The sequence below is a fragment of the Bacillus arachidis genome (genome assembly GCF_030285945.1).
GTDB lineage: Bacteria > Bacillota > Bacilli > Bacillales > Bacillaceae_G > Bacillus_A > Bacillus_A arachidis.
This window is the reverse complement of sequence record NZ_CP127376.1, coordinates 4,900,391-4,913,320: the sequence shown is the minus strand read 5'-3', so window position 1 is coordinate 4,913,320 and position 12,930 is coordinate 4,900,391. Positions and strand designations below refer to the sequence as shown.

At 35.9% G+C, this 12,930-nt stretch carries 14 protein-coding genes; 13 read left to right on the top strand and 1 reads right to left on the bottom strand.

Annotated elements, in window-relative coordinates:
* Window positions 1–563 precede the first annotated feature (563 nt).
* The 10 genes from rpmH (at window position 564) to QRY57_RS26895 (ending at window position 9,622) form a co-directional block, all read left to right on the top strand.
* On the top strand, window positions 564–698 hold the full coding sequence (gene rpmH, locus QRY57_RS26940; protein WP_000831901.1) for a 50S ribosomal protein L34: 135 nt from the start codon (window positions 564–566) through the stop codon (window positions 696–698).
* Between the two features lie 76 nt (window positions 699–774).
* On the top strand, window positions 775–1,122 hold the full coding sequence (gene rnpA, locus QRY57_RS26935) for a ribonuclease P protein component (RefSeq protein WP_208016693.1): 348 nt from the start codon (window positions 775–777) through the stop codon (window positions 1,120–1,122).
* Window positions 1,123–1,180: 58 nt separating this feature from the next.
* A complete protein-coding gene (spoIIIJ, locus tag QRY57_RS26930; RefSeq protein WP_026592169.1) occupies window positions 1,181–1,948 on the top strand; it encodes a YidC family membrane integrase SpoIIIJ in 768 nt (255 codons plus the stop codon).
* On the top strand, window positions 1,945–2,562 hold the full coding sequence (gene jag / locus QRY57_RS26925; protein ID WP_286016558.1) for an RNA-binding cell elongation regulator Jag/EloR: 618 nt from the start codon (window positions 1,945–1,947) through the stop codon (window positions 2,560–2,562). The genes spoIIIJ and jag overlap by 4 nt, the downstream gene beginning before the upstream one ends.
* Window positions 2,563–2,795: 233 nt before the next feature.
* Window positions 2,796–4,172: a tRNA uridine-5-carboxymethylaminomethyl(34) synthesis GTPase MnmE gene (gene mnmE, locus QRY57_RS26920; protein WP_026592167.1), complete on the top strand. Its 1,377-nt coding sequence runs from the start codon at window positions 2,796–2,798 to the stop codon at window positions 4,170–4,172.
* A gap of 46 nt (window positions 4,173–4,218) precedes the next feature.
* A complete protein-coding gene (gene mnmG / locus QRY57_RS26915) occupies window positions 4,219–6,108 on the top strand; it encodes a tRNA uridine-5-carboxymethylaminomethyl(34) synthesis enzyme MnmG (protein ID WP_026592166.1) in 1,890 nt (629 codons plus the stop codon).
* Between the two features lie 22 nt (window positions 6,109–6,130).
* The gene (gene rsmG, locus QRY57_RS26910) at window positions 6,131–6,850 is read left to right on the top strand and encodes a 16S rRNA (guanine(527)-N(7))-methyltransferase RsmG (protein ID WP_286016557.1); all 720 of its coding nucleotides are present in this window, start codon (window positions 6,131–6,133) and stop codon (window positions 6,848–6,850) included.
* Between the two features lie 105 nt (window positions 6,851–6,955).
* Window positions 6,956–7,828 (top strand): nucleoid occlusion protein, encoded by an 873-nt coding sequence (gene noc, locus QRY57_RS26905; protein ID WP_026592164.1) that lies wholly within the window; start codon window positions 6,956–6,958, stop codon window positions 7,826–7,828.
* A gap of 188 nt (window positions 7,829–8,016) precedes the next feature.
* Window positions 8,017–8,778, top strand: a complete 762-nt coding sequence (soj, locus tag QRY57_RS26900) for a sporulation initiation inhibitor protein Soj (RefSeq protein ID WP_026592163.1) — start codon at window positions 8,017–8,019, stop codon at window positions 8,776–8,778.
* On the top strand, window positions 8,771–9,622 hold the full coding sequence (locus QRY57_RS26895) for a ParB/RepB/Spo0J family partition protein (protein ID WP_208016691.1): 852 nt from the start codon (window positions 8,771–8,773) through the stop codon (window positions 9,620–9,622). The genes soj and QRY57_RS26895 overlap by 8 nt, the downstream gene beginning before the upstream one ends.
* Before the next feature lie 20 nt (window positions 9,623–9,642).
* Here QRY57_RS26895 and yyaC read toward each other — a convergent pair whose 3' ends face one another.
* Entirely contained in the window at window positions 9,643–10,239 is a 597-nt protein-coding gene (gene yyaC, locus QRY57_RS26890; RefSeq protein ID WP_286016556.1) for a spore protease YyaC, read from the bottom strand.
* A gap of 326 nt (window positions 10,240–10,565) precedes the next feature.
* Between yyaC and QRY57_RS26885 the strand changes: the two genes are divergently transcribed.
* The 3 genes from QRY57_RS26885 (at window position 10,566) to ychF (ending at window position 12,857) form a co-directional block, all read left to right on the top strand.
* Window positions 10,566–11,423, top strand: a complete 858-nt coding sequence (locus tag QRY57_RS26885) for a mechanosensitive ion channel family protein (RefSeq protein WP_026592160.1) — start codon at window positions 10,566–10,568, stop codon at window positions 11,421–11,423.
* A 20-nt stretch (window positions 11,424–11,443) separates the two neighbouring features.
* Window positions 11,444–11,641 (top strand): DUF951 domain-containing protein, encoded by a 198-nt coding sequence (locus QRY57_RS26880; protein WP_016112820.1) that lies wholly within the window; start codon window positions 11,444–11,446, stop codon window positions 11,639–11,641.
* A 115-nt stretch (window positions 11,642–11,756) separates the two neighbouring features.
* A complete protein-coding gene (gene ychF / locus QRY57_RS26875; protein WP_026592159.1) occupies window positions 11,757–12,857 on the top strand; it encodes a redox-regulated ATPase YchF in 1,101 nt (366 codons plus the stop codon).
* Window positions 12,858–12,930: the final 73 nt, after the last annotated feature.

The window sequence follows — 12,930 nt, the reverse complement described above, 5'->3', positions numbered from 1 at the left end:
AGGTGTCCCTCCTTTACAAAGATGGTAAAAGAATAAGGTTGCGCAATGATTGTACAACCTTTCAAAACGTAAATGTATATTTATACGAAACGTATTTTAAAACCCAAAAACGTCGTTTGTATACGAGATAGAGTTTTCGACAAAAAACACAAATGTGGACAAGTATTTACCCACATGTGATTAAAACTGTCCACATGTTATGCACAAATTGTGGATAAATCAAAACTGTGGAAAACTTGTTCAAGGTGAAAACACAACTATAATATCAAAAAAAGATAGCTATAGCAATGAAATTCAAAAAGTTATCCACAAAATCAATACCTTGTGGAATAAACTTGTCCACAATACGATATACTGTGTAAAAGCGGGAAAATAATTTGTGGATATAAAAAAATAAAAAATACATTATCCACAACGAAATAAAACAGCTGTGAAAAAAATTGTGAATAGGTTCAATATGAATATTTGATGAAAATTTGGAGAACCATTGACATTTTCCTAGTTGATTAACTATAATTTATAAGACTGTCTTTAACAGATATTCCTCAGGGAGGTGTCATATAATGAAAAGAACTTACCAACCAAATAAACGTAAGCGCAGCAAAGTACATGGTTTCCGCAGCCGTATGAGCACAGCGAACGGACGTAAAGTGCTAGCAGCTCGTCGTCGTAAAGGAAGAAAAGTATTATCTGCGTAGACCACTGATCGTTCAGTGGTCTTTTTTTCTAGTAATAATGAATTTCCGCTGATGAAATACAGGAGTGTCAATTGATATGAAGAAAAAGAATCGTATAAAGAAAAATGATGAATTTCAGGATGTTTTTCAAAATGGGAAATCAAATGCAAATCGTCAGTTTGTGGTATATCAGCTTGAAAAAGTGGAGCAACCATACTTTCGCATTGGTCTTTCCGTTAGCAAGAAGTTGGGCAATGCAGTAGTGCGTAATCGAATTAAGCGTATGATTCGCCAATCGATTACAGAATTAAAAGATGAGATAGATTCTGGAAAAGATTTTGTTATAATAGCAAGGAAGCCTTGTGCAGATATGACATATGAACAATTGAAGAAAAGCTTAATTCATGCCTTTAAGCGCTCTGGTATGAAAATAACAAACAAGTAGCGTAGGAAAAGGAAAATGAATTACACTATATACATACCGAAACAAGGAGGAGTAGGCTGTGAAAAAGAAGATAGGCTTACTAGCCATGGTTATTGCATTAATGGCAGTTACTGCAGGCTGTAGTGAAACAAATCTGCCGATTACATCGAAAAGCACAGGGATTTGGAATGAATATTTCGTATACCCGCTTTCTCAGTTAATCACGTATTTTGCAAAATTATTTGGTAATAATTATGGTTTAGCGATTGTTGTTACAACTCTTATTATTCGTTTTGCGTTATTACCATTAATGATTAAACAAACGAAGAGTACGAAAGCAATGCAAGCGCTGCAACCAGAAATGGTGAAATTAAAAGAGAAATATAGCTCTAAGGACCAAGCAACACAACAAAAACTGCAACAAGAAATGATGCAGCTATATCAAAAGAATGGTGTAAACCCATTAGCAGGTTGTTTACCAATCTTTGTTCAAATGCCGATTTTATTCGCATTTTACCATGCGATTATGAGAACGGCAGAGATTAGTAAACATACATTCTTATGGTTTGATTTAGGTCAGGCAGATCCGTACTATATCCTTCCAGTTGTTGCGGCAATCACAACATTTATTCAGCAAAAGGTTGCCATGGCAGGTACTGCTGGACAAAACCCACAAATGGCAATGATGGTTTGGCTTATGCCGATCATGATTTTAGTCTTCGCAATTAACTTCCCAGCAGCATTATCACTATACTGGGTAGTTGGTAACATCTTTGGTATTGCTCAAATGTATATGATCAAAGGGCCTGACATTAAGGCTAGTAAGGCAGGAGGATCAAGCAAGTGAGTATAATTACTGCTAAAGGACAAACAGTCGAGCTGGCAGTACAAGATGCTTTAAGACAATTAAAAGCTTCAAGGGATCAAGTAGATGTGAACGTTGTTGATGAAGGTAAGAGAGGGTTCCTCGGCCTTATAGGGAATCGTCCAGCTATCGTGGAAGTTGTAGTGAAGAAAGATCCTATCCAAGAAGCTGAGCAGTACTTAAAAAGTGTTGTTCGGGAAATGGGTGTGGAAGTGATGATTACGAAAAATGTAAAAGGTCGAGAAATTGAATTTACACTTTCTGGAAAAGATGTAGGGATATTAATCGGAAAAAGAGGCCATACGTTAAATTCTTTACAATATTTAACAAAACTTGTTGCGAATCGTAATACGAAGCAATATATCGGTATTACAATTGATGCTGAAAACTATCGTAGTAAGAGAAAAGATACGTTAGAATCGCTTTCTTATCGATTAGCAAAACAGGTAATGGTAACTAAAAAAAATGTTGTATTAGAACCAATGCCCTCTTTTGAGAGAAAAATTATTCATCAAGCATTATCCAATCATCCGAATGTAATTACAACTTCTGAAGGTAAAGAACCACATCGGCATGTAGTAATATCTTCCAAATAACCGGTTGCTCATTTGAGTACCGGTTTTTTTGTGAGTGTATGAAAAAATAAATTGTGGATAACTAAAAACACTAAACTTATCCACTGTGAATAAGTTTAGTGTTTTTTACATGAGGACATAATAAAATGAGTTATTATTCTTTTGTAGATAGGTTCGTTATGGTATCCTAATAGTTTAGTGAAGGAAAAAATAATGTTGAAATAGAGAGAAATAAGCAAGCGAGGTGAAAGGACATGGATTTTGATACAATTGCTGCAATTTCCACGGCACTTGGGGAAGGGGCAATTGCCATTGTTCGAGTAAGTGGAGAAGATGCGATTGAAAAGGTCAATCGCATTTTTAAAGGGAAAGATTTAACGAAGGTTTCTTCTCATACAATTCATTACGGTCATATTGTAGACTTAGATAAAAATCAGGTAATCGAAGAAGTAATGGTATCAATTATGCGAGCGCCAAAGACATTTACGCGTGAAAATATTGTAGAAATCAATTGTCACGGTGGCCTTGTTTCCGTAAATAAAGTATTACAACTTATTTTGGCTCAAGGAGTACGTTTGGCAGAGCCAGGTGAATTTACAAAGCGCGCATTTTTAAATGGACGTATTGACTTATCGCAAGCGGAAGCTGTAATGGATTTGATTCGTGCGAAGACAGATCGAGCGATGAATGTAGCAATTAATCAAATGGAAGGGCGATTATCCAAATTAATTGGACGCCTTCGTCAAGAAATTTTAGAAACATTGGCTCATGTAGAAGTGAATATAGATTATCCCGAATACGATGATGTAGAAGAAATGACGCACAATATTTTAATTGAAAAAGCTACACATGTTCGCGGTGAAATTAAAAAAATATTGGAAACGTCTAAGCAAGGGAAAATTTTGCGAGAAGGAATTGCAACGGCGATTATTGGGAGACCGAACGTTGGAAAGTCTTCATTATTAAACAGTCTTGTTCAAGAGAAAAAGGCGATTGTAACTGATATTGCAGGAACAACTCGTGATGTCATTGAAGAGTATGTCAATGTACGTGGAGTTCCACTTAAACTCATAGATACAGCGGGAATTCGTGAAACAGAAGATATTGTTGAACGAATTGGTGTAGAACGTTCAAAAGAAATGATGGGGCAGGCTGATTTAGTCCTAATTGTAGTAAATTATAGTGAAGCATTAACGACTGAAGATGAAGAATTATTCCGTGCTGTGCAAGGGAAAGATTTTATTGTTATTGTAAATAAAACAGACTTACCAAAGCAAATTGATATGGAACGTGTTATAGAATTAGCAGGTACAAATCGCATGATTACAACGTCGCTAATTGAGGAAAAAGGTATAGATGAGCTAGAACAAGCTATAGCAGACCTATTCTTTGAAGGAACAATTGAGTCAGCAGATATGACATATGTTTCTAATGCAAGACATATTGGTTTATTGACACAAGCAGAAAAAACAATTGGGGATGCTATTGAGGCAATAGAAAATGGTGTTCCAATTGATATGGTTCAAATTGATCTAACAAGAACATGGGAAATACTTGGTGAAATTACTGGAGATACAGTGCATGAAAGCTTAATCGACCAATTGTTCTCTCAATTTTGTTTAGGAAAATAACATATAAGTGTTTTAGAAGGATAGATAATCTTAGGAGGAATAAACAATGGGATACAATGCCGGTTCTTACGATGTCATAGTAATCGGTGCAGGTCATGCAGGATGCGAAGCTGGTCTTGCAGCAGCACGTATGGGCTCAAAAACATTAATGTTAACAATTAATTTAGACATGGTAGCTTTTATGCCTTGTAACCCTTCTGTTGGTGGACCAGCAAAAGGGATTGTTGTCCGTGAAATTGATGCTTTAGGCGGCGAGATGGGACGTAATATTGATAAAACACACATCCAAATGCGTATGTTGAATACAGGAAAAGGCCCGGCTGTACGCGCTCTTCGTGCACAAGCAGATAAATTTTCATATCAACACGAATTAAAGAAAACGATTGAGGAAACACCAAATTTAACATTATGTCAAGGAATGGTAGAACGTCTAATTGTTGAGGATGATGTATGTAAAGGCGTAATTACACAATCAGGTGCTGAATACACAGCGAAAACAGTTGTAATTACAACGGGTACATTTTTACGCGGTGAGATTATCATGGGTGATTTAAAATATTCAAGTGGTCCAAATAATCAACAACCGTCCATCACATTATCTGAGCATTTAGAGGAGCTTGGCCTCGAACTTGTGCGATTTAAAACAGGTACGCCTCCTCGTGTAAATAGTAATACGATTGATTATAGCAAAACAGAAATTCAACCAGGTGATGATAAACCTCGCGCTTTCTCTTTTGAAACAACAAAATTTATTATGGATCAAATTCCATGCTGGTTAACATATACGAGTGAAGAGACACATCGTTTAATCGACCGAAATTTACATCGTTCAGCTATGTATTCTGGTATGATTAAAGGAACGGGTCCTCGTTACTGTCCTTCAATTGAAGATAAAGTGGTCCGTTTCAATGATAAACCACGTCACCAAATTTTCTTAGAACCAGAAGGACGTAATACACAGGAAGTATATGTACAAGGTTTGTCAACAAGCTTACCAGAGGACGTACAACGTGAAATGCTTAAAACAATTCCTGGTTTAGAGAATGTTGAAATGATGCGTACAGGTTATGCCATTGAATATGATGCAATTGTACCGACACAGTTGTGGCCGACACTTGAGACGAAAAAGATTAAAAATTTATATACAGCGGGGCAAATTAACGGTACGTCTGGCTATGAAGAAGCAGCAGGACAAGGAATTATGGCTGGAATTAACGCTGCATGTCGTTCTTTAGGGAAAAAAGAGGTTATTTTAGGTCGTTCTGATGCTTATATTGGTGTTTTAATTGATGATCTTGTGACGAAAGGGACAAATGAACCGTATCGTCTTTTAACATCCCGAGCTGAATATCGTTTATTATTGCGTCATGATAATGCAGATCTACGTTTAACGGAGATTGGTCATGAAATTGGCTTAATTCCAGAAGAGCGCTATGAGCGTTTTAGCGCGAAAAAGGGACAGATTGATCAAGAAAAGTCACGTTTAGAAAGCATTATTATTAAACCACGTCCTGAAGTGCAGGAATTAATTCGCAGTGTTGGAGGAAGTGAATTAAAAGATGGAATACGTGCAAGTGATTTACTACGTCGTCCGGAAATGACGTATGAACATATTCGTATTCTTGCACCAAGTGAAGTGGAAATACACGATGAAATCGCTGAACAGGTAGAAATTCAAATTAAGTATGAGGGATATATTGAAAAATCCTTACAACAAGTAGAACGTATGAAGAAAATGGAGAGCAAGAAGATTCCTGTCGACATTGATTACGATGCGATTTCTGGAATCGCTTCTGAAGCGAGACAAAAATTAAAAGATGTTCGTCCTCTGTCTATGGGGCAAGCATCCCGTATTTCCGGAGTAAATCCAGCTGATATTTCCATTTTACTTGTGTATATCGAACAAGGAAAAATTGCGCGAGTATCGAACCAATAAATAAGTAAGGAGATATGGCAAGATGAACATAGAAAAATTTCAATCTATGCTAGGAGAAAGAGGGATTACTCTTTCTCCTAGGCAATTAGAGCAATTTGAAATCTACTTTGAAACATTAGTGGAATGGAATGAGAAAATGAATTTAACAGCTATTACAGAGAAAGAGGAAGTGTATTTAAAACACTTTTTTGACTCGATTACAGCTGCTTTTTATTTTGATTTTTCAAAACCATTTTCCATTTGTGATGTCGGTGCAGGTGCTGGATTTCCAAGTATTCCATTGAAGATTTGTTTTCCGCATTTAAAAATAACAATTGTAGATTCATTGCAAAAACGTATCAATTTTTTAAATCATTTAGCTCAAAAATTAGAGTTAAGTGATGTGGCATTCTGCCACGATCGTGCCGAAACATTCGGGAAAAAAGAGGGTGTTCGTGAATCATTTGATATCGTAATGGCCCGTGCTGTAGCGCGTCTCTCTGTACTGAGTGAGTTGTGCTTGCCGCTTGTAAAAGTAGGTGGGACATTTATCGCAATGAAAGGTGCGGCTGCCAATGAAGAAATTGAAAACGGTAAGTATGCTTTAGAGGTGCTTGGTGGTGAACTAAAAGAGATCTCTACTTTCCAATTACCATTCGAAGAAAGTGAACGTAACATTTTATCAATTATGAAAAAGCGCAAAACACCAAAGAAATATCCTCGTAAGCCAGGGACACCCAATAAATTACCTATTGAAAAATAAATCTTATTAGACGTAAGATTAAATTATATAAATGAAAACGTAAATGTTTCATAGGAAACATTTCTGTGTAGGACATTCAATAGGCCCAAAGGTGGTGGAATATGTATGAAAAATACGTTTTCTCGTTTATTTGGCTTTGGAGATAAAGAGAGCGAATTCGAATTACAAGAAGAAAGCCATGAAGAAATAAATAAAAAGATACATGAAGAAATACAAGAAATTCTGATAGCAAATATCGTCCCAAATCGTTATCAACCTCGCACAGTTTTTGATGATGCACGTATTGATGAACTTGCTTTGACCATTCGTACACATGGACTTATCCAACCAATTGTTGTAAGGCAATATGAAGAAGGTAAGTATGAAATTATTGCCGGGGAAAGACGTTTTCGTGCTGCAACGAAATTAGGCTGGGAAAAGGTTCCGGCAATTATAAAAAACTTAAATGATACTGAAACAGCTTCTGTTGCTCTAATTGAGAACTTGCAACGTGAAGAGCTAACAGCAATTGAAGAGGCTATCGCTTACCAAAAGTTAATTGAGTTACATAATTTAACACAAGAAGCATTAGCACAAAGGCTCGGAAAAGGACAATCAACAATCGCAAATAAGTTGCGATTATTAAAGTTGCCTGAAGAAATTAAACAAGCATTGCTAGAAAAAAGTATTACAGAACGACATGCCCGTGCTCTCATTCCTTTAAAAAATAAAGAATTACAGTTGAAGGTTTTACAAGAAATTATAGAAAAACAGTTGAATGTAAAACAAACTGAGGAACGTATTGCTAAACTACTGGAAGAAGTAAAACCAAAGCGTAAGGCAAAACAGAAAGCGGTAAGTCGTGATATGCGAATTGCGATGAATACAATTAGACAATCATTACAAATGGTTGCAAACAGTGGACTTAATGTAAATTCTGAAGAAGAAGAATTTGATGAGTACTATCAAATTACAATTAAGATTCCTAAAAAGAAATAATTCATATGTAATAGAGATCTCACTTTTTGGGGGGTCTCTTTTCCTATATTTTTCTTCTTAAATGAAGAAGGAGTTTTAGAATAAATTTTGAAGTTTAATAAGGATGCAAAAGAAAAGTTTTTATTTCATGTTACAATAAACATAATTATTTTTAGAATAAGACAGAAAGGTTGAAAGTAGGTGACATCATGGGAAAAATCATTGCAATTGCTAACCAAAAAGGCGGCGTAGGAAAAACAACAACGTCTGTTAACTTAGGTGCTGGATTAGCACAGGTAGGAAAAAAAGTATTACTTATTGACATTGATGCTCAGGGAAACGCAACGACAGGTGTAGGAATTGAAAAATCGGAGTTAGACCAATGCATTTATAATGTTCTTGTAGAAGATGCAGAAGTTCAAGAGGTTATACAAAAAACCGCAACTGAAAACTTAGATGTTCTACCTGCTACAATTCAATTGGCAGGTGCTGAAATTGAACTGGTACCAACCATTTCCCGGGAAGTTCGTTTACAAAGGGCTTTGCAGCCAATTCGTAATGAATATGATTATATTATCATTGATTGCCCCCCATCTTTGGGCTTATTAACAATTAATGCATTAACAGCAGCAGATTCCGTTATTATTCCAGTTCAATGTGAATACTATGCATTGGAAGGATTGAGTCAATTACTGAATACAGTTCGTCTTGTACAAAAGCATTTAAATAAAAATTTAGCAATTCAAGGTGTACTATTAACGATGTTAGATGCACGTACAAACTTAGGAATTCAGGTTATAGATGAAGTGAAGAAATATTTCCGAGATAAAGTATATCGTTCTATTATTCCACGTAATGTTCGTTTGAGTGAAGCGCCAAGTCATGGGAAACCAATTATGCAGTATGATGCTAAATCGAGGGGTGCAGAAGTGTATATAGATTTAGCAGAGGAAGTGATTGCTGGTGGCTAAAGGATTAGGAAGAGGGATTAATGCGTTCTTTCCAGATTTAGATGTGAAAGAGGAAGAGAAAATTCAAGAAATTACATTAAATGAATTAAGGCCCAACCCCTATCAACCGCGTAAAAACTTTCAAAAAGAAGCAATTCAAGAATTGGCAGCATCCATTAAAGAACATGGCATTTTACAACCTTTGATCGTAAGGAAAAGTATTAAAGGATACGAAATTGTTGCTGGTGAACGAAGGTATCGAGCTGCAAAAGAGGCACATCTTGAAAAAGTTCCAGCTGTTGTTCGAGAATTAAATGAACAGCAAATGATGGAATTTGCTTTGTTAGAAAATTTACAACGTGAAGATTTAAATCCAATGGAAGAAGCTGTGGCATATCAAATGCTAATGGATGAGTTGAATGTGACTCAGGAGCAATTAGCAAAACGTCTCGGAAAAAGTAGGCCATATATCGCTAATTATGTTCGGTTGCTTACACTCCCTTCATTTGTTCAAGAAATGATTGCCGATGGAAATCTATCGATGGCACATGGACGGACATTACTTACAATAAAAGACGAGGAAAAACTAAAGTCATTGTTGAAGCGTATTGAAAAGGAAGGATTGAATGTTAGACAGCTAGAGCAAATTGTTCAACAGATGCACCAGCGCGTTTCACGTGAAACAAAGAACGTGAAACGCGAACGAAATATATTTTTCGAAGAACGTGAAACGCTATTAAGGGAAAAATTCGGAACGGGTGTAAAAATTAAAGAAACAAAGAAAGAAAAAGGGAAAATTGAAATAGAATTTTTCAATAAAGAAGATTTAAATCGCATTTTAGAATTATTATCTAGGGAAAACTGAAAAGCAAACCATCTTTTTGTTTATAGATGGTTTGCTTTTTTCAATACGGATAATTTTTGGTCTGTTTCCTTTATGCTCTGGGCAATAACGTCTGCCATTTTCATAACTAGATTTAATCTCGTATTCTGTAAGACAAAAAACTCCATAAAACCGTTTAAATTTACGATACCATGTATGTGTAGCTCACCGATTGCTGGTAACTTTTTATTCATCGCTGCACCAGGTTTACTAGGTCCTTCACCAACAGTTATGGAACCGATGTTTTGGGATTTTCCAAGACAAGCATCGATTGCAATAATAAAAGAATCCGGTATAGAATTTTGTATATTCTGAATATTCTCTTCGAGATTTAGGGCGTGAATAGGTTCGTCAAGTGTGCCGAATACGTGGAAGTTTTGAATGTTCATTTGTTCTAGTTTAGATCCGACTAATGGACCAAGTGCGTCACCGGTTGAGCGATCTGTTCCAATGCAAATTATGCTGAGGGGTGTATTTTCATGAGTAGGTATGTGTGAGAGAAGAAAATCACTAATTATTGTACAAGCTTCTAAATCATGATGCATAACATTTTGCGATTTTTTTTCAAAAAAAGGTAAGCGAAAACTTCCGATATTCATGAAGCATCCATCCTTTTGATAAATTTTATAATTCGTTGTAAAAGTTTTTGGCTTTAGAATTTATTTTATAAAGCTTTAGTAATTGGGAGATTAATTCTCAGGAATTCAAGAAAAATTAATATGGGAAATTATAAGTTCTTTATTTTTGTAAGCCGTTTATAAAATCGGAAATAATAGTACTAGTATATATATATCGCTACCATTTTATACCTGGATAGAAGTAAACAAGTACAAATAAGATAATAAATTTTTTTCAGAAATAGGGAAAACTTCTGATACAATAAAGAGGATAGAAACAGAAATTTTTGCTGGAGAGGTAGAGGTATATGGATTTATTAGAGAAATGGTTTCATGCTATAAATTGGGCTCATATAGGAATGGGCGCACTAAAAATAATAATTATTTTAGTACTTGGTGCAATAGTTGTTCGTCTTGCTAGAGCGATTGTTCGGAAGGCATTTCATATGGGAAGCCGCTCACCGATTCAAATTTCGGAGCGTCGTACAGTTACTGTAGCTAAATTACTTGAAAATATTGTAGCATACGTTGTTATATTTATTATGTTAATTGCGATTTTAGGGGTATTTGGGATTAATGCAGCAGGTTTATTGGCCGGTGCTGGGGTCATTGGTTTAGCAATCGGTTTTGGTGCTCAAAGTTTAGTGAAAGATGTTATTACAGGATTATTTATTTTGTTAGAAGATCAATTTTCAGTTGGTGATTATGTTCGTATCGGCCAATTTGAAGGTGTCGTTTTAGAAATTGGATTACGTACAACGAAGATGAAAAGTTGGACAGGGGAAATCCATATTCTTCCTAATGGGAGCATTATACAGGTAACAAACTTTTCCATTAGTAATAGTGTTGCATTTGTTGATGTATCGATTTCCTATGATAGTGATATCGTGCGTGCAGAGCAGATAATTGAAGAGTTACTAGAAGAATTACCAGAAAAATATGAGCAAATGGTAGCAACACCTCAATTATTAGGTATTCAAACACTTGGTGCATCTGACGTTGTGCTCCGTGTAATTGCTGAAGTAGAACCGATGCAGCATGCACCTACTGCTAGAGCGCTTCGTAAAGAAATTAAAAATCGTCTTGATTTACACGGCATTGAGATTCCATATCCACATATGGTTTTATATAATCGTAAAGAGATGGTTAATCAAAAAGCAAATTAATGACGAGGGGAGTTTAGAGGGTGGAACAAAAGCAATATAACTTGTACGATGTTGTGGAAATGAAGAAGGCCCATCCGTGTGGTGCAAATCGTTGGAAAATTATTCGTATGGGAATGGATATCCGCATTAAGTGCGAGGGGTGTGGCCATTCGGTAATGATTCCTCGAAGAGAGTTTGATCGTAAGGTGAAAAAAATTCTTGTAAAACACGAAGAATAGAGAAGAAGTAACAGTTGCTTTAAGCGGCTGTTACTTTTTTTGGCTTTTAGGGAACTTGTCATTTTATTCGTTACTATCTATAATGATGGAAGATTGAGACATAGGAGTGAAAAATATGGGATTAACGGCTGGGATTGTTGGTTTACCTAACGTAGGGAAATCAACATTATTTAATGCAATTACACAAGCGGGAGCAGAATCTGCAAACTATCCGTTTTGTACAATTGATCCGAACGTAGGGATTGTAGAGGTACCGGATGATCGCTTAAATAAACTAACGGAACTAGTAGAACCTAAGAAAACTGTTCCAACTGTATTTGAATTTACTGATATCGCAGGTATCGTAAAAGGCGCAAGTAAAGGTGAAGGACTAGGAAATAAATTTTTATCTCATATCCGTCAAGTAGATGCGATTTGCCAAGTTGTTCGTTGTTTTGAGGATGAAAATATTACACACGTTTCAGGAAAAGTAGATCCAATTGATGATATTGAAACGATTAACTTAGAGTTAATCTTAGCTGATTTAGAATCTGTTGATAAGCGTATTGAACGTGTAGCAAAATTAGCAAGACAAAAGGATAAAGAAGCCGTATATGAACATGAAATTTTAGTTCGTTTAAAAGAGGCGTTTGAAGAGGGAAAACCAGCTCGTACTGTTGAATTTACAGAAGAACAAATGAAAATTGTTAAAGGTCTTCATTTGCTTACAACGAAAGAAATGTTATATGTAGCGAACGTGAGTGAAGATGATATTATGGATCCATCTGAGAATAAATATGTGCAGATGGTAAAAGAATTTGCAGCGAATGAAAATTCACAAGTAATCGTTGTTTGTGCAAAAATTGAATCGGAAATTGCTGAGCTAGACGAGGAAGAGAAAAAGGTATTCCTCGAGGAGTTAGGTATTGAAGAATCAGGCCTAGACCAGTTAATTCGTGCCGCATACGATTTATTAGGATTAGCTACTTATTTCACAGCTGGTGTACAAGAAGTGCGTGCGTGGACATTCAAAAAAGGTATGAAGGCACCTCAATGTGCTGGTGTTATTCATACAGACTTTGAACGTGGATTTATTCGTGCTGAAACAGTTTCTTATGCTGATTTAATGGAGAACGGCTCTATGACAGCGGCTAAGGAAGCTGGAAAAGTACGTTTAGAAGGAAAAGAGTATATCGTAAAAGATGGAGATGTTATGCACTTCCGCTTTAACGTTTAATTCTATATTTCCTAGGAAAAATAGGGATAAAAACTTGGTGAACATATCATATGTTTGCCAAGTTTTTTATTTA

What these genes read in the sequence shown, in the direction of transcription:
- rsmG (WP_286016557.1), top strand. Translation starts at nt 6,131, where the DNA reads ATGAACATAGAAAAATTTCAATCTATGCTAGGAGAAAGAGGGATTACT.
- yyaC (WP_286016556.1), bottom strand. Translation starts at nt 10,239, where the DNA reads ATGAATATCGGAAGTTTTCGCTTACCTTTTTTTGAAAAAAAATCGCAA.
- mnmE (WP_026592167.1), top strand. Translation starts at nt 2,796, where the DNA reads ATGGATTTTGATACAATTGCTGCAATTTCCACGGCACTTGGGGAAGGG.
- ychF (WP_026592159.1), top strand. Translation starts at nt 11,757, where the DNA reads ATGGGATTAACGGCTGGGATTGTTGGTTTACCTAACGTAGGGAAATCA.
- noc (WP_026592164.1), top strand. Translation starts at nt 6,956, where the DNA reads ATGAAAAATACGTTTTCTCGTTTATTTGGCTTTGGAGATAAAGAGAGC.
- soj (WP_026592163.1), top strand. Translation starts at nt 8,017, where the DNA reads ATGGGAAAAATCATTGCAATTGCTAACCAAAAAGGCGGCGTAGGAAAA.
- rpmH (WP_000831901.1), top strand. Translation starts at nt 564, where the DNA reads ATGAAAAGAACTTACCAACCAAATAAACGTAAGCGCAGCAAAGTACAT.
- QRY57_RS26885 (WP_026592160.1), top strand. Translation starts at nt 10,566, where the DNA reads ATGGATTTATTAGAGAAATGGTTTCATGCTATAAATTGGGCTCATATA.
- rnpA (WP_208016693.1), top strand. Translation starts at nt 775, where the DNA reads ATGAAGAAAAAGAATCGTATAAAGAAAAATGATGAATTTCAGGATGTT.
- mnmG (WP_026592166.1), top strand. Translation starts at nt 4,219, where the DNA reads ATGGGATACAATGCCGGTTCTTACGATGTCATAGTAATCGGTGCAGGT.